Below are 18087 nucleotides of genomic sequence, written 5' to 3' on the forward strand. Positions count from 1 at the left end.
CCGTGCTCACTCTCTCTTCTCGGTCCGCGGCCCTCAGGCCGTCAGGTACTTCTCGAGGTCGCCGAGGACCTCGTCGGCGGCGGTCACACCGAGGCCCAGGTACCAGGTCTCGTCCGGCACGTCGAAGGCGTGGCCGTCCTTGACCGCCTTCAGGTTCTTCCAGAGCGGGTTGGCCTGCGCCTTGCTCTTGTCGGTCGCCTTGGCATCGCCGTACACGCCCGTGAAGATGAAGTCGGCGTCGGCCTGGTCGATGTTCTCGGCGCTCACCTCGGCCGCCAGGTCCGCGATGTCCTGGTTCTTGGGGCGCGGGATGCCGACGTCCTTGAGGATGGTGCCGATGAAGGAGTCGTTGGCGTAGAGCCGGATCAGGCCGTCGGGCAGGTAGCGGACCATCGACACGGTCGGCTTGTCCGTCCCCAGCTTGTCCCCGAGGGCCTTGGTCTTCTTCTTGTACGCGGCGAGGTTCGCCTCGGCCCGCGCCGTCTTGTCCAGCGCGGCGGCGTTGAGGAGGTAGTTCTCCTTCCAGGTGAACCCGGGCCGGATGGAGAAGACGGTCGGCGCGATCTTCGACAGCTCGTCGTAGGAGTTGGCGGCGCGCAGCTGGCTGCCCAGGATCAGGTCGGGCTTGAGCGCGGCGATCGCCTCCAGGTTGAGGCTGTTGATCGTGCCGATGTTCTTCGGGGTGCCCGCGTCCTTCTTGAGATACGAGGGCAGCTCCGGCGAACCCTCGGTCGGCGCGAGACCGACCGGCTTCACGCCGAGCGACACGACGTTGTCGAGCTCACCGACGTCGAGCACGACCACGCGCTTCGGCTGCTCCTTGATCTCGGTGCTGCCCATGGCGTGCTTGACCGTACGCGGCCACTGGCCGGGCTTCGCGTCCGTGCCGAGCGCCGCGGTCTTCGCCGCCGCGTCGCCGAAGTTCTTGCCGCCCTTGGCGACCGACTTCGAGTCCTTGGACCCCTGGGAGGACGAGCCGCCGTCCTTCCCGGAGGAGTCGGCGCCGCACGCAGCCAGGGACAGCGCGGCAGCGACGGCGAGAGCGACTGCGGCTGTACCACGGCGCCGATGTGACATGAACGTGCTCCTCGTTTTGTTCACCATTAAATGATTAGGTGAGGCTCACCTTACGCCAACGTTATCCATGGGGTGTACACGGGCAGGGGCGCTCGCGAGCGTCGGGTGCACCGCGTGCGCGGTGCCGGGGAAGACCGGTGGCCATCGGCCCGGTGTACGAACGTGATCTCGGGGAACGACTTTGAAGCGGAACCGCGAGGGGAGCCGATTCGGGAGAACAGGTGTGACTGACGATCAGGACGACGCTCAGCAGGTGAGGGACGACCTCGAATCCGCCATCGGGCACTACATGACGGCCGTCGGGAGCCAACTCCTCGACGAAGGTCTGCCCGTGGCCGGGATCTCGGCGTACGGGGCCTACGACGACGACGGTCAGGACGACTTCGGCGCAGACGTGGAAGGAAGCGTGGAGTTCACCTGCGGCTTCCGGCGCACGGAGTTCGGCGAGGGCAGGGACGCGGGGCTTCTGTGGTGCGGGGTGTCGGGCTGGTGCTTCTTCTGCATACCCGAGGGCTCGGGCCAGGGCCTGCACGAGTCGGCCCGCTGGATGGGCGGCGGCCTGACGCCCGACCCCGGCCGGGTCGCCGCGTTCTTCTCCGACGCCCGACTGGCCCCGGACTTCGCGGGCAGCGGGGACCGGCCCTTCTACCGCACGTCGCACACAGAACCGGACGCGCTGCTGGAGCGGCTCGCGGTCTTCGACGCGGACGACGGCGCGGCCCAGCCGTGGGACTTCGCGCACCGGTTCGCGAGCCGGCGCGCCGACGCGTACGGGAAGCGCGCGCTGAGTGCCCTGACGGCGTCGGAACAGGACGTCGTCGAAGTGGCTGTACGCAGAGGTGAGTTGCGCGCCTTGCGGACGCTGCTGGAGTACGTGGAGGGCTCGGTGCCGAAGGGCGAGGCCCAGGAGCTCGCACGGCGGCTGGCCTCGGACCTGTCGCTGCGGGCCCGGCGCGGTGGGAGGGGCGTGGACGAGCACTGCGAAGCGTTCGTCTACGCGAGCGAACGGTAGGCGCCGGTCGGGTGCTCCCGGGCTCATGCGCCACGATTCCGTGTCGTCCGACCGGCGCTTCCCGCTACGGCTGACGCGCCGGCCCCACGGAACGGCAGGCGCCCGCGAACCGTTCGGCGAAGACGGACCACGCGGCCACGGTCGCCTTCTCGTCGGCCACCGCCTGTGCGTGGAGCCGGTCGCGGTCGAAGCCTTGTGCGGTCAGCCGGTCGCGGTCCCACGCGGTGATGTTCCGGGCCCCCGCCTCGGGGTGGAACTGCACGCCCCAGGCCCGGTTCCCCACGCGGAACGCCTGGTGCGGGCAGCCGTCGCTGGAGGCGAGCCACACCGCCCCCGCCGGAAGCCGGGTGATCGCGTCGACGTGCCGTTCGATCGCGGGCACCGTCTCGCCCAACCCCGAGAACAGCGGATCGTCCGCCGCTTCGGGCCGCAGCCGGATGGTCGTGCTGCCGTACTCCGGCTCCCCGTGCGCGGCACGCACCGTCCCGCCCGCCACCTGGGCGAGCATCTGCCCGCCCAGGCAGATCCCCAGCATTGGTGTGCCGTCCGCCAGCGCCTGCCCCACCAGGCGGCGGGTGGCGGCGAGCCAGGGCGCGCGGGCGTCGTCGTCGGGGAGGAATCCGCCGCCGAGCACGACGAGCGGGCGGCCACCGAGTGCGGAGGGCAGCGCCTCACCGGCGTACGGACGCAGCACCCGCAGGCCGAGCCCCGCCGCGCTCAGCCAGGCACCGAGCCGCCCGGGGCCCCCACGTGCGGTGTTCTGTACGACCAGGACGGACACAGGGCGTCCACCTCCTCGTAGGCGTCAGGGCGCCGGGATGCGGATGACGGGATTGAACGGGCGCTTGACGTATCCGCTGCGGACATTGCGGCACTCCGGCGCCTCGCACATGAAGAACTCGTCCACCTTCATGCGCCCCGTTTTACCTCTCAGCCAGGACTTCTCGTCGTCCGCGAGGGGCCGGTGCATCTCGCGGGAATCGCACGTATAGCAGAACAAGGTCTGAGCCTTCATGTGATCTCCCAGCAGTTCCGGATGAGCCGGTCATCGACAGTAGAGAAGACCGGGGCCGCTCCGGAAGCCCCCATTCGGCTCGGTTCCCTTGCGTGCCGCGGCCGTTGACAGGGCGTCACACCCCTCCCCATCATGGGAGCGCTCCCATGCTTCTGTCCCACTCCACCCGTGCCGCCGAGATCCCAGGAAGGATCCCCCATGGCGCCAACGCACAGATCCCCGCAAGGCCCCCGCCACCTCGCACGCGCCGCCGCCGTCCTGGCCGCCTCGCTCGCCGTGGTGGCCTCGCTGACCGGCGCGGCCCCCGCCGCACCGCAGGCCGCCGCCGACGCGGACGTTGACGTACAGGTGAACGCCCAGGCGGCGCTGGGCACGCTGACCGGAGCCGCCCGCGGGGTGAACACCGCCATCTGGGACGCGCACATGAACGACCCCGAGGTGGCGGACCTGATGACGGCGGCCGACGTCGGGGTGATGCGCTACCCGGGAGGTTCGTACGCGGACATCTACCACTGGGAGACGCACACGGCACCTGGCGGCTACGTCGCCCCCGGCACCGGCTTCGACGCCTTCATGGGCACCGTCCGCGACGCCGGGGCGCAGCCGATCCTCATCGCCAACTACGGCTCCGGCACCCCGGAGGAGGCGGCCGGCTGGGTCAGGTACGCGAACGTCACCAAGAAGTACGGCGCGAAGTACTGGGAGATCGGCAACGAGATCTACGGCAACGGCCACTACGGCAGCGGCTGGGAGAACGACGAGCACGCGGACAAGAGCCCGCAGGAGTACGCGCGCGAGGTGCGCGCCTACGCGGCGGCGATGAAGGCCGTCGACCCCACGGTCAAGATCGGCGCGGTCCTCACCAGCCCGGGGGAGTGGCCGGACGCAGTCGTCGGAGACGGCGATTCCGGCGACTGGAACCACACCGTGCTCCCGGCGGTGGCCGACGTCATCGACTTCGTCAGCGTGCACTGGTACGCGGGCGGCTCGGACACCACCGCCGACGCGGCCCTGTCGAAGCTGGCCAAGCTGCCCGGTGAACTCCGGGAGGTACGCAACCAGATCGACCGGGTCGCGGGCGCGCACTCACCCGACATCGGGATCGCGCTCACCGAGATCAACACCAACACCGGTGGCGCCCGGCTCACCGCCCGCCCCAACGGCCTGTTCGCCGCCGACGCGTTCATGACGGCGCTGGAGAACGGCGTGTTCAACGTCGACTGGTGGAACACCCACAACGGCGCCGGGGAGATCACCACCGTCGACGGGGAGACCGACTACGGCGACATGGGCATGCTGTCCAGCGGCGCCTGCACCGGCGACATCTGCGAACCGGCACCGAACACACCCTTCCCCCCGTACTACGGGATGAAGATGACCGCCGAACTGGGCACCGCGGGCGACACGATGGTCGCCGCCGAGTCCTCCGCGCAGGACATTTCGGCGCACGCCGTGCTCCGCGACGACGGACGGCTGAGCGTCATGCTCGTCAACAAGGACCCGGACACCGCACGGACCGTCGCCCTCGACTACGACGGCTTCACCCCGTCCGCCACCGCGCCTGCGGTCAGCCGCTACGCACGCGGCGACAGCGACATCACCGAGGTCACCGACGGCGACGCGTCCGCGGCCCGGGTCACCGTGCCCCCGTACGCACTGCTCACCGTGACCCTCGAACCGAAGGCCGGTACGGGGCCGGCCGCCTCGGCCGCGAGCACCCCGGGCACCCCGCGCCCGGACGCGGTCACCGACACCACCGCGCGCCTCACCTGGGACGGCGCGACGGGCGCGACCCGTTACCTGGTCCAGGAGCGCGACGGCGCCCACACCCGCCTGGTCGGCGAGACCACCGGCACCTCCGTCACCCTGCGGAACCTGCCACCGGGCAGCACCCACACGGTCAACGTGCTGGCCGCCGACTCGGCGGGGCGGCTCTCCGGCCCGTCCTCGCCCCTGACCTTCAGCACCGGCACCCCGGCGGACGCGGTCTGCTCGGTGACGTACCACCGGGACTCCAGCTGGGGCAACGGCTTCGTGACCACCGTGAACGTGCGGAATCTGGCGGACACGCCGATCACGGGCTGGACGGTGGACTGGGACTGGCCGACCACGGGCCAGTCGGTGGACTCCGGCTGGAACGCCACGTTCCACCAGACCGGTTCCCATGTGCGGGTGACCGCTCCGGACGGCGCGGGCCCGCTGGCGCCGGACGGCGGTTCGACCGCCTCCTTCGGGTTCGTCGGCGCCAACGACGGCCCCAACCCCGACCCGGCCGTCTTCCGCCTGAACGGCGCGGTCTGCTCGGGCGGCTGACGCCCGCGCACGGGGAGCTCCCTCGGTCCGGGGCTCCCCGTACGTCACCCGGTCCGCACGTGCGTGGCTCCTCGCATCGGCCCGCGGAACGTGGTCCGCTGGACCGAACGACCGCCGGGGCGAGGAGCAGCATGACCGACGAGCACCGCCGGCCCACGGACGCCGTCGTCGTCGGAGCCGGACTGGCCGGACTGGCCTGCGCGCTGGATCTCTGCCGCTCCGGACTGAAGGTCGCCCTCCTTGAGGCGTCCGACTCGGTGGGCGGCCGGATGCGCACGGACCGCCGGGACGGATTCCTGCTCGACCGCGGCTTCCAGGTGTTCAACACCTCGTATCCGCAGGTGAAACGGCGCCTGGATCTGAGGAGCCTGCGCCTGCGGCCGTTCACCGCGGGCATCATCGCGCACACCCGGACGGGCCCCGTCCGCCTCGCCGACCCGACGCGGGAACAGGGCGCGGTGGGGGCCCTGTTCCCGGGCCGGGTCCTCTCCGCCCGCGATCTGGGCGTCCTGGCGGCACTCACGGCACGCGACGCCATGCTCCCCGCCTCCTCGGTCAGGCGCCGCCGCGACGAAACCACCTCGGCGGCGCTGTTCCGGGCCGGCCTGTCGGACGACGTGATCACCGGCGTACTGCGGCCGTTCCTGGCAGGGGTGTTCCTGGAGGACGGCCTGGAGACCTCCGCCCGCTTCTTCCACCTGGTCTGGCGGAGCATGGTGCGCGGGACGCTGTGCCTGCCCGCGCAGGGCATCGGCGCCGTCCCCCACCAGCTCGCCCAGCGGCTCCCCGACGGCGTCCTCAGGCTCGGCGCCCCCGTCGCACAGATCACGGACACGGGGGTCGCCCTGGAGGACGGGAGCGAAGTACCCGCGAGCATCGTGGTGGTGGCGACGGAACCGGCGGCCGCCGCCCGCCTGCTGCCGGACCTGACCGTCCCGGACACCCGCACCGTCACGACGTACTACCACGCCACCGACCGCACCCCGCTCGCCGAACCGACCCTGCTCGTGGACGGCACCGGACCGGTCCTGAACACCTGCGTACTCAGCGAGGTCGCCCCCACGTACGCGCCTCCCGGCACCGCGCTGGTCTCCACCTCCGTGCTGGGCGCCGAACTCCCGGGCGGTGCGCAGGCGGTGCTGCGGCGCCTGGCCGACCTGTACGCCACCGACACGAGCGGCTGGACGCGGATCGCCGCCCGCACGGTCGAGGGCGCCCTGCCGGCCATGCGCCCGCCCTGGCCGCTGAGCCGCACCACCCGCGTCGGCCCCGGCCGGTACGTGTGCGGCGACCACCGGGCCACCGGCTCCGTCCAGGGCGCCCTCGCCTCGGGCACCCGGGCCGCCCGGGAGGTGGCGGCGGACCTGGCGCGCCGGACATGAGCCGCTGCGACGTGGCCGTCGTCGGGGGCGGCGCGGCAGGGCTCAGCCTCGCGCACCGTCTGACGGAGAGCGGCGCCGCCACCGTGACCGTGATCGAGCCGCCGGACGGCCCGCCGCGCCCGGCGGAGCGGACCTGGTGCTACTGGCACGCGGAGGCGGACGGCCTCGACGGAGCCGTCAGCGCGTCCTGGTCCGTGCTGCGTGTGCACGGCGCCGACGGCCGCCCGGTCACCGTCGAACCGGCCCCCTTCACCTACCGCATGGTGCGCTCCGCCGACTTCGAACGCCTGGTCCACGGGCGCCTGGCCCGGGCGGACGGCGGACACGTGCTGCGGGCCACGGCGGACGCGGTGCGCGCGGTGCCCGGCGGCGCCGAGGTCCGGTGCACGCTGCCGGACGGCTCCACGGTCGGCGTGCGCGCCCGTCGCGTGTTCGACTCCCGGCCCCTGCCCGCCCTGCCGCCCGCCCGCACCCAGCTGCTCCAGCACTTCCGGGGCTGGTTCGTCCGCACCGCCACCGACCGGTTCGATCCCGGGGTCGCCGACCTGATGGACTTCCGCGTCCCCCAGCCCGGCCACGGACTCGCGTTCGGCTACGTGCTGCCCCTGGCCCCGGACCGGGCGCTCGTGGAGTACACCGAGTTCTCCCGACGGCCGCTGACCACTCAGGCGTACGAGTCGGCGCTCGGCCACTACTGCCGCGACGTCCTCCGGCTCGGCGCGCTCACGGTGGAGCGCACGGAGCAGGGGGCGATCCCGATGACGGACGCCCGGTTCCCGCACCGGGCCGGGCCCTCGGTCTTCCGGATCGGTACGGCGGGCGGCGCCACCCGCCCGGCCACCGGCTACACCTTCGCCGCCGTGCAACGCCAGGCCCGCGCCATCGCCGCCGCCCTGGGCGACGGCCGGGGCGCCGTCCCCGCCCCCCACGGCCGGCGGGCGCTCGCCATGGACGCCATCGTGCTCCGCGCGCTGGACACCGGCCGGATCGACGGCCCGGACTTCTTCACCGGCCTGTTCCGCCGCGTCCCGGCCGAGCGGCTGCTGAGATTCCTCGACGGCACGGCCTCGCTCCGGGAGGAGTGGGGCATCGGGCTGCGCACCCCCGTCCGGCCGATGCTCGCCACCGCCGCCGAACTGCCCTTCCTCCCGCGCCGGACCCGGTCCACCGCCACAGACGGAGAGAGCCACCGATGACCCTGCTGCGCGACCACGACCTGGCCCGGGCCTTCGACCACGCCTCCCGCACCTATGACGGCCTGACCTCCCTCAACCCCGGCTACCGCACCGACCTCCTGCGCTCGGCCGGCCGCCTCCGCATCCCCGGCGGCGGCGCCGGACTGCACCTCCTCGACCTCGGATGCGGCACCGGTGCCTCCACCCGGGCCCTGCTCACCGCCGCGCCCCTGGCCAGGATCACGGCCGTGGACGCGTCGGCGGGCATACTGCGCCGCGCCCTGACCAAGCCCTGGCCGGCCCGGGTGCGCTTCCTCCACCTGACCGCCGAGGAGCTGACCACGGCAGGCGAAGGCCCCTTCGACGCGGTGTTCGCCGCCTACCTGTTCCGCAACGTCAGCGACCCGGACGCGGTCCTCGGATCCGTACGGGCCCTGCTGGTGCCGGGCGGACGCCTCGCCGTGCACGAGTACAGCCTCAGCGGCTCCCGGGCGCACCGGGCGCTGTGGACCGCCGTCTGCCACGGGGTGATCATCCCGGCGGGCACGCTCACCGGCGACCGTCCCCTCTACCGCCACCTCTGGCGCAGCGTCACCTCCTTCGACACCGCACCCGCCTTCGCCGGCCGGCTGGCCCGGGCCGGTCTGACCTCGGTGCGGGTGGTCCCGGTCGCCGGCTGGCAGACCGGCATCGTGCACACCTTCCTCGCCCGCAACGGCCGGCCGGCCACGACTCCGGAGCACGCCGCGTGAACGCCCGACCCCCCGCCGCCCGACGAGGCCGCGACCGCAAGGCCGAGGTCCTCCTGCCCGCACCCGGCGCACCACGCTTCCGACGAGGTGACGAACCGTCCGTCGCCGTCGTCGGGGGCGGAATCGCCGGCCTGTCCGCGGCGACCCTGCTGGCCGAGCGCGGCGCCCGGGTGACCCTGTACGAGAAGGACGACGCACTCGGCGGCCGCCTCGCCGGCCACCGCACCGTGCTGGCCGACGGCTCACAGGTGACGATGACCCGCGGGTTCCACGCGTTCTTCCGCCAGTACTACAACCTGCGCGGCCTCCTCCGGCGTACCGACCCCGCCCTCGACCGCCTCGTCCCGCTGCCCGACTACCCGCTGCGGCACAGCGGCGGCCTGACCGACAGCTTCGCCCGGGTCCCGAGGACGCCGCCCCTCAGCGCGCTCGGCTTCGTCGCGCTCAGCCCCACCTTCGGCCTGCGGGACCTGGCCGCCCTGGACGCCCGGGCCGCGCTCCCGCTCCTCGACGTCCGCGTCCCCGAGGTGTACGAGCGCTTCGACGGTGTCGGCGCGACCGCCTTCCTGGAGAGCGTGCGCTTCCCGGAGGCCGCCCACCATCTCGCGTTCGAGGTGTTCTCCCGCAGCTTCTTCGCCGACCCGCGCCGGCTGTCCGCCGCCGAACTGCTGCTGATGTTCCACATCTACTTCCTCGGCTCGTCCGAGGGCCTGCTCTTCGACGTACCGGCCGAGCCCTTTCCGCAGGCCCTCTGGGAACCTCTCGCCGCGTACGTCGAGGGCCTCGGCGCGGACCTCCGGACCGGGACCCCCGTGCACCGGATCGACCCTCGGGACGGCGGCGGGGCCCACGTGCATACCGGGACCGGCACCCACCACCACGACGCCGTGGTGCTCGCCCTCGACACCGAGGGGCTGCGGCACACCGTCGCCGCGTCGCCCGGCCTCGGCACCGCACCCTGGCGCGACGGTGTCGCCGCCCTGCGCACCGCACCGCCCTTCCTCGTCTCCCGGCTCTGGCTCGACCGCCCCGTCCGCGCGGACCGGCCCGGCTTCCTCGGCACCAGCGGCTACGACGGGCTCGACAACATCAGCACCCTGGACCGGTACGAGGGCGAAGCCGCCCGCTGGGCCGCGCGCACCGGGGGCTCCGTCGTGGAACTGCACGCGTACGCCGTCGATCCCGGCGCCGAACACAAGGAGGTGCAGGAACGGCTGATCGACCGGCTGCACCGGGTGTACCCGGAGACCCGCGACGCCCGCGTGGTCGACTCCCGGCACGAGTGGCGCTCCGACTGCCCGTTCTTCGAGGCCGGCTCCCACCCGCTGCGCCCCGCCGTGCGCACCCCGCACCCCTGGCTGGCCCTCGCCGGGGACGCGATCCGCTGCGACCTGCCCGTCGCCCTCATGGAACGCGCCGCCACCACCGGCTTCCTGGCGGCGAACGCCCTGCTCGCCGACCGGGGCGTCCGGGGCCAGGTGCTGTGGACGGTGCCCCGGAGGGGCCGCTCCCGCGCACTCCGGGCGCTCGCCGCCGCAGGGCGTGCCTGAAACGCGTCAGCCCGGGAAGCGCCCGGTGCTGCGCAGCGCCCAGCGCCTCTCCGCGTACGCCAGGTCGTCCACCCACAGCCGCCCGGCGGTACGGCGTATCAGCGGCCGCAGCACCGGGGCGACGGCCCGGGCGAGCGCGAAGCCCGGCCGGTCCGAGGCGGCGACCGTCGCCTCGACGACGGCGGTGCGCGGGCGCTCGTGATCCGGACGGGTCAGGGGCGTCGCGTGCGTCTCCACGACGGAGGACGCGCCCTCACCGTCCGTGATGCGCATGACGACGGTACGCGGCCCCGGCGCCGTGAACTCGGCCCGCACCGGGACCACCAGGCGCCCGGCCACCCGGAAGGACACATCGACCACGAAGGCGTCGTCCTCGTCGCCCCGCGGTTCACGCACCACCGACAGATCGATGAACGAGTACGGGTGGAACCACGAACCGTGCCACGGGTCGAGCCGGTTGGCCACCACGTCCTGCGGTTCGCACCGCCCGACCGCCGTGAACACCGCGTCCACCGCGCCCCCGCGCGCGGGCCGTCCGGGCACCGCGGGCCGCCCGGTGGGCTCCTCGCCGCCCACCTCGTCCAGCCGCACCCACACGAGTACGCCGTCGTCGTACACGGGGAAGGGCTGCCAGCCCGCGAACGGGGCACCGTCCAGGGAGAGTCCGTGCCAGTGGCACACCAGCGTGCCGCAGACCACCCGGCTGTCCCGCAGCGGTGCGCCCAGGTGCGGGCAGACACCGGACCCGGCGCGCAGCGCACCGCCGTCCGTACGCCACAGCACGACCTCCGTGCCGCCGACCGTCCGGCCGTACGGGCGGTCACCGACCCGCACTTCGCGCGAGGCGCCCACCACGTACCAGTTGCCGGACGGGCGGGTCGTGGCCCGCTTCAGCGCCTCGGCGATGAGCGCGGGCCGCGCGTCGCGCCAGGTGGGCTCCTGCGTCGTCCAGCCGGGGCCGGAACCGCGCAGCCGCAGCGGCGGCGACCACCGCTTCCCGTTCCGCCGGCTCACCGCACCGGCTCCTTCCGCCCGGCCTCCGGGCCGTCCGCCACCGCCCGGCCGTGTGCCCGCCACCGGGCCCCGGCCACGCGCAGCACCCCGGCGGCGGCCGTGGCGGCGCGGCGTCGCCGGGAGACGACCGCACGGCGGTGCAGGACGCGGTAGTCCTGCGCGGCGACCGCGTCGAGGATGCCGCCGTAGAGGGTGAACGCCGCGCGGATACAGGGGCGCACCCGTGGATCGAGCATGCCGATGCCCGGCTCCGCCGTCCGGTACACCCCGCGTGTCAGCTCCGTCGCGGCCACCAGCGCGGCCCGGATGCGCGCGTCCCCGCGCCCGGTGCGCCGGCTCCACTCCAGCAGCGGCCGGTCCACGCCGTGGGAGGAGAGGAGATCGACGGGCAGGTAGACGCGGCCCCGGTCGAGATCCTCGCCCACGTCCCGTACGAAGTTGGTGAGCTGGAACGCCACCCCCAGCGCGGCCGCGTGCGGTTCGGCCTCCTGCCGGGGCACGACCGTACCGAGGACCGGCAGCATCTGGAGACCGATCACGGCGGCCGAACCGTGCACGTAGGTCTGCAGGTCGGCATAGGTGGGGTAGTGGGTGACGGTCAGGTCGGCCCGTATCGAGACCATGAAGTCGGCGAACAGGTCGTGTCCGATGCCGTACCGGGCGGCGGTGTCGGCGACGGCCCGGACCACCGGCTCGTCGCCCGTGCCGGTCCTCAGCCCGTGCGCCAGATCGCGTTCGAGGCGCAGCAGCAGCCGGTCGCGCTCGGTGGGCGTCCGGTGCCGGTCCAGGTCGTCCACGATGTCGTCGGCCCAGCGGGCGAAGCCGTACAGGGCGTGCACGGCGGACCGCCGCTCGGGCGGCAGCAGCCGGGTGGCCAGGAAGTAGGTACGGCCGTGGCGGGCGTTGAGCTCCCGGCACCGGGCGTACGCGGTGCGCAGCGCGGGATCGGTGATGCCGGCCGCGTCCAGTTCACGACGGGTCATCGGCACCTGCCCGGACCAGGGGAGAGGCGGCGGTGCGCACCCGGCGGGGGCGGGGCCCGCCGGTGCCGGTGATCCGGGCGGCGGCCAGCTTGCCGCTGATGAGCACGGTCGGCACGCCGACGCCCGGGGTGGTGCCGCACCCCGCCAGGACCGCGTTCTCCGTCCCCCGCACGAGGTTGCGCGGCCGGAAGGGGCCGGTCTGGGCGAAGGTGTGGGACAGGGAGAACGGGGTGCCGGCGGCGTGGCCCCGGGCCGTCCAGTCGAGCGGGGTCACCAGAAGCTCCTCCTCGATGCTGTCCGCGAAGCCGTCCAGGCCCCGGCGTTCGAGTGCACGGACCAGGGTGTCGCGGTAGCGCGGGCCGAGATCCGCCCACGCGGCGGCCGGGGGACCGGTCGTGGTGTTGGGGCAGGGGGCGAGCACGTAGTGCAGATGGCGGCCCGGGGGCGCCAGCAACGGGTCGTGCATGGTGGGGCGCGTGATCAGCAGCGAGGGGTCGCTCATCAGCGCGCCCGTACGGGTCAGCTCCTCGAACGTCCGCTCCCACGCGCCGCCGAACGAGAGCGTGTGGTGCGCGAGATACGGCCAGGTGCGGTCGGTCCCGGCGTGCAGGACCACGGCGGACGGCGCGTGGCGCGGCCGGACCGGGCGCCGGGGGCGGTGCCCCAGCAGCTCGTAGGCGGCGGGAAGTTCGCAGCTCAGCACCACCGCGTCGCAGGCGATGCGCTCACCGGAGGCCAGGCGCACGGCCCGCACCCGCCCCGCCGAACGCTCCAGCGCGCTCACCTCGGCCGCCCACCGCAGATCGGCGCCCGCCTCCGCCGCCGCGTCGGCCATCGCCCGGGGGAGCGCGTGCATGCCGCCCTTCGGGAACCAGACGCCGGCCACGGTGTCCATGTAGGCGATCACGGCGTAGGCCGCGAGCGCCTTGGCCGGGGACACACCCGCGTACAGCGACTGGAACGAGAAGACCCGCCGCAGGCGTTCGTCGGAGAGGAAGCGGCCGATCCGGGCGTCGAGGCGTCCGAACCCGCCCAGTGCCGCGAGCCGGGCCAGATCCGGGTGCAGCAGCCCGAACGGCGAGTCGAAGTTCGTGTCGATGAAGCGGCTCATCTGCGCCCGGTACAGACGCTCCAGCCACCGCCGCAGCTCGCGGTAGCCCGCCGCCTCCGCCGGACCGGCGAAGCGCCTGACCTCGGCCTCCATCGCCTCCCCGTCGGTGTGCACGTCGAGCGAGGACCCGTCCGCGAAGCAGGCCCGGTACGCCGGATGCAGGGCCGTCAGCTCGACGCGGCGGTACAGGCTGTCGCCCACGGCGGCGAACGCCTCGTCGGCCAGATGCGGCATGGTCAGCACCGTGGGACCGGTGTCGGTCTCGAACCCGCCCAGCCGCACCCGCCCCGCCCGGCCGCCGGGACCCGTGTCCCGTTCGACCACCGTGACCCGGCGGCCCGCCCCCAGCAGATGCAGGGCACAGGCCAGCCCCGACAACCCCGCGCCCACCACGACGACATGGCCCGTGGGCCCCGGCACGCCCTTCACCCGGCCCCCTTTTCGCTCGCGCGCACGCCGGCCTCCTGCCGGGACGCGCATCGGGCGATCTCACCCCGGCCGCCGCCGGACGCGGGGGCCCGGGACGGCGTGTCGCCCCGCGATTCCTCCGGTCGGAGTACGTTTCGGGTGCCGGGGAGCGGGGCGCGTGCTAGTCGCGTACCGGCAGGCCGTACGCCACCGCCAGGCGGCCGAGTGCGTCACGGAGGGCGGCCCGCTGGGGCGGGGTGAGCCCGGCGTCCAGCCGCGCGTCGATCGCGAGCGCCATGTCCGTGCACCGCCCGAGGAGTTCGCGGCCCTCGTCGGTGAGGCTCAGAACCTGGCGGCGCCGGTCGGCCGGATCGCGCAGCCGCTTGATCGCGCCCTTGGACTCCAGGTGATCGGCGAGGGACACGACGAGGCTGGGCGCCACCCGCATCAGCCGGGCGATCTCCAGCTGCGAGGAGGTCAGCCCCGCGTCGAGGGCGCCCAGCACGCCGACGTGCTTGGGCTTCAGGCCGACCTCGGCCAGGGCCTCCGCGTACTGATCGGAGATCACCGCGCCCAGGGAACCCAGGCGAAAGCTCAGGGTCTCGGTCCACTTGACATCGTTCACAGACAGCATGCTACCTTCCTCAAACCATTCAGGCGTTGAATGATTTGAGGCGAGAAGTGATCGACCCTCGTAGCGTGCAGGTGGTCTTCGCCGACCTGCAGGACAGCATCGTGGCCCTGAGCCGCACGAACGGCCCGGCGGACATCAGGCGCTCGGCGGGAGCCCTCGGCCAGGTCGCCCAGGTGCTCGACATCCCGTTCAGCGTGTCGGCCGCGCCCCGGCTCGGCGGCCCCGGCGTCATCGCCGAACTCCCCGAAGCGCCTGCGTACGTGCGTGGCGGGCCGTCCTGCTGGGACGACCGGCCCTGGCGCGAAGAGGTGGTGGCCCGGGGCCGCGACACCCTGGTCATCTGCGGAGTGACCTCCGAGATCGTGGTCCTGCACACCGCGCTCGACGCCCTGGCCGACGGATACGACGTGATCGTCCCGGTCGACGCGTGCGGCGGCATGTCGGAGCGCACGGAGAGCGCGGCGCTGCGGCAGGTCGAGGCGGCGGGCGGTTCCGTGACCTCGGTGGCGAGCCTCGTCACGGCCATGGTCCGCGACTTCACCGATCCCCCCGGCCGCCAGGCCATCACCGCACTGCACGCCCTGATGAGCTAGGGCCTGTCCAGTCCCGCCCGCGTTCCCGGAGGAAGACCTCATGAAACTCGCACCCCATCTGCACCGTCTCGGCAACGACGTCGTGTCCTGCTACCTGGTCGACACCGACGAGGGCATCACCCTCATCGACGCCGGACTGCCCGGCCACTGGCGGGACCTTCAGCGCGAACTCGGCGCCCTGGGCAAGTCCGCCGGTGACATCCGCGGGGTCGTGCTGACCCACGGCGACTCGGACCACATCGGCTTCGCCGAACGTCTGCGCACCACCTACGGCGTACCGGTGTTCGTCCACGCCGACGACGCGCTCCGCGCCCGTACGGGGGAGAAGCCCAAGGTCGCCGTCGGGCCCATGCGCCCGGGCCCCGCCCTCGGCTTCTTCGGATACTCCCTCCGCAAGAACGGCCTGCGCCCCCGCTACGTCGGAGCGGTCACGGAGATCGCCGACGGCGATGTCCTCGACCTGCCCGGCGGCCCGGTGATCGTGGGCATGCCGGGGCACTCCCCGGGCAGCGTGGCGGTGCACGTTCCGCTCGCCGACGCGGTCTTCGTGGGTGACGCCCTGACCACGCGGCACGTCCTGACCGGGCGCACCGGCCCCCAGCCGGCGCCCTTCACCGACAACCCCGCCGAAGCACTCACCTCGCTGGACCGGATCGCCGGCCTGTCGGCCTCGTGGGTGCTCCCCGGTCACGGTGCGCCCTGGCGCATCTCGCCGGCCGAGGTGGGCGGGGCGGTCCGGTCGGGCGCCGGGGGCTGATGACGTATCGGCGCGCATCGCGTCCTCGACGGTGGCGGTCAGGTGACGGGGACGCCCGGGTTGACCGTCCCGGCGCCGCCGGTCTCCCGGTTGTCCGAGGTCACCGTGGCGGGGCAGTCCGACGAGGAGTAGTTGGTGACGTCGATGGCGAAGCGGGTGGGGCCCGTGGCGCCGGTCAGGTCCGCGGTGTTGTCGCGGAAGACCGTGCCGCAGCCCCAGCCCGGGTCCTGGGTGTGGGTCTGGAAGCCGTCGTTGGTGGTGTGGGTGCCCCGGTTGTTCTCGACCGTGTAGCCGTTGCCCTTGATATCGACCCATGAGTCGTCGTAGTTGGCCCCGGTGAGACCGTCGCCGTCGAAGGTGTTCCCGGAGATCAGGCCGCCCGTGGTGCCTTCCTTGATGTCGATGTTCTCGCCGCCGACGCCGGGGCCGATGACGTTGTCGAGGATGCGGACGTGGTCGCTGGCGTCCGTGAGGGTGTTCGCCGTGCCGACGTACACCCCCTCGCCCATGCCGTTGCCCGACAGGCCCGTGTCGTGGATGGACGAGTTCTGTACGACTCCGTAGCTGCTCGACGTCCGGAAGTGGATGCCCTCCATGGTCGTGTGGTGGATCTCCACCGAGTCGGCCACGACATGGTCGGACGAGTCGATCATGATGCCCTTCTGGCCACCGGTGACGGTGATGCCCCGGATCACCCAGTACGGCGCGCTCGTGAGCTGGATGCCGTTCCCGCCGCCCGACGGGGTGGTGAGGACCGCGGCCCGTGAACCGGTCAGGGTGATCGGGGCGCTCGCGGTGCCACCCCGCGTGATCTTGAAGTTGCCCGAGTAGGAGCCGTCCGCGAGCTCGATCGTCTGCCCCGGTACGGCGGTCGCCAGCGCGGTCTTGAGCTCCTTGCCGTTCGTCACCCGCACCACCGCCGCGTCGGCGGTCCCGGACACGGCCGAGGCGGCACCGGGTGTGGCGAGCAGACCGGCGCCGACGAGCGCTGCGGCGACAGCGGTGCGCCCCACGGGTCGCCCGGACCGGCCGGAAGGGGAAGGGGTACGGAGCATGGCGGGACCTCATCATCTTGACGGGGGCACAACAAATCACCGGTGCCCCAGATTGGACTGGACCAACGGAGCCGTCAAGGGGGAGCCGGGCCGGGCCAGTGACGTCAGGCCCCGGGAGGGGCGCCGTACCCGATCGCGATCATGGCCGCGTCGTCGTCCAGACGCCCGCCGACGTACCCCAGCAGATCGTCGCGGAAACGGTCGATGAAGGAGTCGGGGTCGCCCCCGGCCCAGCCGGTCACGCGGTCCGCGAGCGGATAGAAGGCGCGGGAGGCGTCGCGGGCCTCGGTGACACCGTCGGTGTACAGCAGCAGAAGGTCGCCCGGGACGAACCCGAAGCTGTCGATGTGGTAGCGCGGGTGCGACAGGCCGCCCAGCCCCAGCGGGGGAGCGGGTGAGGCGGCGTCCATGGTCAGCGGCCGTCCGTCGCGCAGGACGACCGGCGGGGGATGCCCGCAGGAGACCATGTGCACGCGGTCGTGCCGGTCGGGGATGTCCAGCACGGTGGCGGTGATGAACGATTCCCCGGGGCCGTTCCCGTCCGACGCGGGCAGCCCCCAGGACACGCTCTCGTCCAGATAGGCGACCAGCTCGTCCAGGCTCGCCCGGTGCCGGGCCGCGGCGTGGAACGCGCCGAGCAGCAGCGCCGCGTCGCTGACCGCGCTCACCCCCTTGCCCCGTACGTCCCCGATGATCAGCCGCGTCCCCGTGTCGGTGCGCGCCGCCGCGTACAGGTCCCCGCCGATCTGCGCCTCCGCCTCCGCCGCGAGGTAGAGCGAGGCCGTGCGCAACGGCCCGAGACGCCGGGGCAGCGGGGGCAGGACCACCCGTTGGACCGCCTCGGAGACGTACCGCACCTGCTCCAGCTCCCGGGCGCGGCGCTCCCGCAGCACGCAGAAGACCACGAGGCACACCCCCACCAGGGCCAGGGCGAGGATCTGCGCCTCGTGGTTCGCCGAGAGCAGTTCGTCCGGATCGCGCAGCACCCCGACCGCCGTCTGCGCGATCACCGCCAGCGCGGCCACGAACCCGACCGCCCGGGGGCCGCCGATCGAGGGCGTGATCGCGGGCGCCGCCACGAGCAGCGGGCCCAGATGGATGCCGGGCGGTGCGAATATGTCCACCAGGAAGACCGTGATGATCCAGCCGATGGGGACAGCGAGCAGTGTCCGGCCCGCTCGCAGCGGCCGGCGGCGTCTTTCGGCGTGCTGCGCCATGACTCCTCTCTACACCGCACCCGCCCGGCCCGCATCGTC

Annotated in this window: 17 protein-coding genes; 8 read left to right on the forward strand and 9 right to left on the reverse strand. The window is 73.3% G+C overall.

The genetic code is table 11. From position 1 onward, the window contains the following. Positions 1–33: 33 nt before the first annotated feature. Positions 34–1077: an ABC transporter substrate-binding protein gene (locus OG867_RS30900; RefSeq protein WP_406290399.1), complete on the reverse strand. Its 1044-nt coding sequence runs from the start codon at positions 1075–1077 to the stop codon at positions 34–36. A 223-nt stretch (positions 1078–1300) separates the two neighbouring features. On the opposite strand from OG867_RS30900, the gene OG867_RS30905 reads away from it, so the two are divergent. Continuing rightward, complete coding sequence (locus tag OG867_RS30905) at positions 1301–2089, forward strand: hypothetical protein (RefSeq protein WP_406290401.1); 789 nt, start codon at positions 1301–1303, stop codon at positions 2087–2089. A gap of 64 nt (positions 2090–2153) precedes the next feature. Here the strand turns inward: OG867_RS30905 and OG867_RS30910 are convergent, their stop codons facing one another. Both OG867_RS30910 and OG867_RS30915 read right to left on the reverse strand, forming a co-directional pair. Next, positions 2154–2870 (reverse strand): type 1 glutamine amidotransferase, encoded by a 717-nt coding sequence (locus OG867_RS30910; RefSeq protein ID WP_406290404.1) that lies wholly within the window; start codon positions 2868–2870, stop codon positions 2154–2156. Positions 2871–2894: 24 nt separating this feature from the next. Further along, a complete protein-coding gene (locus tag OG867_RS30915; protein ID WP_328898679.1) occupies positions 2895–3104 on the reverse strand; it encodes a hypothetical protein in 210 nt (69 codons plus the stop codon). Positions 3105–3302: 198 nt separating this feature from the next. On the opposite strand from OG867_RS30915, the gene OG867_RS30920 reads away from it, so the two are divergent. The 5 genes from OG867_RS30920 (at position 3303) to OG867_RS30940 (ending at position 10276) form a co-directional block, all read left to right on the forward strand. Beyond that, complete coding sequence (locus tag OG867_RS30920; RefSeq protein ID WP_406290407.1) at positions 3303–5417, forward strand: cellulose binding domain-containing protein; 2115 nt, start codon at positions 3303–3305, stop codon at positions 5415–5417. Positions 5418–5548: 131 nt separating this feature from the next. Beyond that, complete coding sequence (locus OG867_RS30925) at positions 5549–6799, forward strand: NAD(P)/FAD-dependent oxidoreductase (protein WP_406290409.1); 1251 nt, start codon at positions 5549–5551, stop codon at positions 6797–6799. Next, on the forward strand, positions 6796–7995 hold the full coding sequence (locus tag OG867_RS30930) for a lycopene cyclase family protein (protein WP_406290412.1): 1200 nt from the start codon (positions 6796–6798) through the stop codon (positions 7993–7995). Before OG867_RS30925 ends, OG867_RS30930 begins: the two co-directional genes overlap by 4 nt. After that, positions 7992–8726 (forward strand): class I SAM-dependent methyltransferase, encoded by a 735-nt coding sequence (locus OG867_RS30935; RefSeq protein ID WP_328898675.1) that lies wholly within the window; start codon positions 7992–7994, stop codon positions 8724–8726. The genes OG867_RS30930 and OG867_RS30935 overlap by 4 nt, the downstream gene beginning before the upstream one ends. After that, on the forward strand, positions 8723–10276 hold the full coding sequence (locus OG867_RS30940; RefSeq protein WP_406290414.1) for an FAD-dependent oxidoreductase: 1554 nt from the start codon (positions 8723–8725) through the stop codon (positions 10274–10276). Before OG867_RS30935 ends, OG867_RS30940 begins: the two co-directional genes overlap by 4 nt. A 6-nt stretch (positions 10277–10282) precedes the next feature. On the opposite strand, the gene OG867_RS30945 is transcribed toward OG867_RS30940, so the two are convergent. The 4 genes from OG867_RS30945 to OG867_RS30960 all read right to left on the reverse strand — a co-directional run bounded on the left by OG867_RS30945 (position 10283) and on the right by OG867_RS30960 (position 14426). Next, positions 10283–11290 carry a DUF5914 domain-containing protein gene (locus OG867_RS30945; RefSeq protein WP_406290416.1) on the reverse strand — a complete coding sequence of 336 codons (1008 nt, stop codon included), beginning with the start codon at positions 11288–11290 and terminating at the stop codon, positions 10283–10285. Next, positions 11287–12273 (reverse strand): phytoene/squalene synthase family protein, encoded by a 987-nt coding sequence (locus tag OG867_RS30950; RefSeq protein ID WP_328898672.1) that lies wholly within the window; start codon positions 12271–12273, stop codon positions 11287–11289. Before OG867_RS30950 ends, OG867_RS30945 begins: the two co-directional genes overlap by 4 nt. Next, positions 12260–13813 carry a phytoene desaturase family protein gene (crtI, locus tag OG867_RS30955; RefSeq protein ID WP_406290418.1) on the reverse strand — a complete coding sequence of 518 codons (1554 nt, stop codon included), beginning with the start codon at positions 13811–13813 and terminating at the stop codon, positions 12260–12262. Before crtI ends, OG867_RS30950 begins: the two co-directional genes overlap by 14 nt. A gap of 160 nt (positions 13814–13973) precedes the next feature. Next, positions 13974–14426 carry a MarR family winged helix-turn-helix transcriptional regulator gene (locus OG867_RS30960; protein WP_328898670.1) on the reverse strand — a complete coding sequence of 151 codons (453 nt, stop codon included), beginning with the start codon at positions 14424–14426 and terminating at the stop codon, positions 13974–13976. A gap of 65 nt (positions 14427–14491) precedes the next feature. On the opposite strand from OG867_RS30960, the gene OG867_RS30965 reads away from it, so the two are divergent. Both OG867_RS30965 and OG867_RS30970 read left to right on the forward strand, forming a co-directional pair. Further along, a complete protein-coding gene (locus tag OG867_RS30965) occupies positions 14492–15019 on the forward strand; it encodes an isochorismatase family protein (protein ID WP_406290421.1) in 528 nt (175 codons plus the stop codon). Between the two features lie 40 nt (positions 15020–15059). Further along, the gene (locus OG867_RS30970; protein ID WP_328898668.1) at positions 15060–15776 is read left to right on the forward strand and encodes an MBL fold metallo-hydrolase; all 717 of its coding nucleotides are present in this window, start codon (positions 15060–15062) and stop codon (positions 15774–15776) included. A gap of 38 nt (positions 15777–15814) precedes the next feature. On the opposite strand, the gene OG867_RS30975 is transcribed toward OG867_RS30970, so the two are convergent. Both OG867_RS30975 and OG867_RS30980 read right to left on the reverse strand, forming a co-directional pair. Beyond that, positions 15815–16831 carry a right-handed parallel beta-helix repeat-containing protein gene (locus OG867_RS30975; RefSeq protein WP_406290424.1) on the reverse strand — a complete coding sequence of 339 codons (1017 nt, stop codon included), beginning with the start codon at positions 16829–16831 and terminating at the stop codon, positions 15815–15817. Between the two features lie 104 nt (positions 16832–16935). Further along, the gene (locus OG867_RS30980; protein WP_406290426.1) at positions 16936–18048 is read right to left on the reverse strand and encodes a PP2C family protein-serine/threonine phosphatase; all 1113 of its coding nucleotides are present in this window, start codon (positions 18046–18048) and stop codon (positions 16936–16938) included. Between the last annotated feature and the right edge of the window lie 39 nt (positions 18049–18087).

The sequence above is a fragment of the Streptomyces sp. NBC_00209 genome (assembly GCF_045206345.1).
Lineage (GTDB): Bacteria > Actinomycetota > Actinomycetes > Streptomycetales > Streptomycetaceae > Streptomyces.

What these genes read in the sequence shown, in the direction of transcription:
- OG867_RS30930 (WP_406290412.1), top strand. Translation starts at nt 6,796, where the DNA reads ATGAGCCGCTGCGACGTGGCCGTCGTCGGGGGCGGCGCGGCAGGGCTC.
- OG867_RS30925 (WP_406290409.1), top strand. Translation starts at nt 5,549, where the DNA reads ATGACCGACGAGCACCGCCGGCCCACGGACGCCGTCGTCGTCGGAGCC.
- OG867_RS30900 (WP_406290399.1), bottom strand. Translation starts at nt 1,077, where the DNA reads ATGTCACATCGGCGCCGTGGTACAGCCGCAGTCGCTCTCGCCGTCGCT.
- OG867_RS30975 (WP_406290424.1), bottom strand. Translation starts at nt 16,831, where the DNA reads ATGCTCCGTACCCCTTCCCCTTCCGGCCGGTCCGGGCGACCCGTGGGG.
- OG867_RS30950 (WP_328898672.1), bottom strand. Translation starts at nt 12,273, where the DNA reads ATGACCCGTCGTGAACTGGACGCGGCCGGCATCACCGATCCCGCGCTG.
- OG867_RS30935 (WP_328898675.1), top strand. Translation starts at nt 7,992, where the DNA reads ATGACCCTGCTGCGCGACCACGACCTGGCCCGGGCCTTCGACCACGCC.
- OG867_RS30915 (WP_328898679.1), bottom strand. Translation starts at nt 3,104, where the DNA reads ATGAAGGCTCAGACCTTGTTCTGCTATACGTGCGATTCCCGCGAGATG.
- OG867_RS30960 (WP_328898670.1), bottom strand. Translation starts at nt 14,426, where the DNA reads ATGCTGTCTGTGAACGATGTCAAGTGGACCGAGACCCTGAGCTTTCGC.
- OG867_RS30980 (WP_406290426.1), bottom strand. Translation starts at nt 18,048, where the DNA reads ATGGCGCAGCACGCCGAAAGACGCCGCCGGCCGCTGCGAGCGGGCCGG.
- OG867_RS30970 (WP_328898668.1), top strand. Translation starts at nt 15,060, where the DNA reads ATGAAACTCGCACCCCATCTGCACCGTCTCGGCAACGACGTCGTGTCC.
- OG867_RS30920 (WP_406290407.1), top strand. Translation starts at nt 3,303, where the DNA reads ATGGCGCCAACGCACAGATCCCCGCAAGGCCCCCGCCACCTCGCACGC.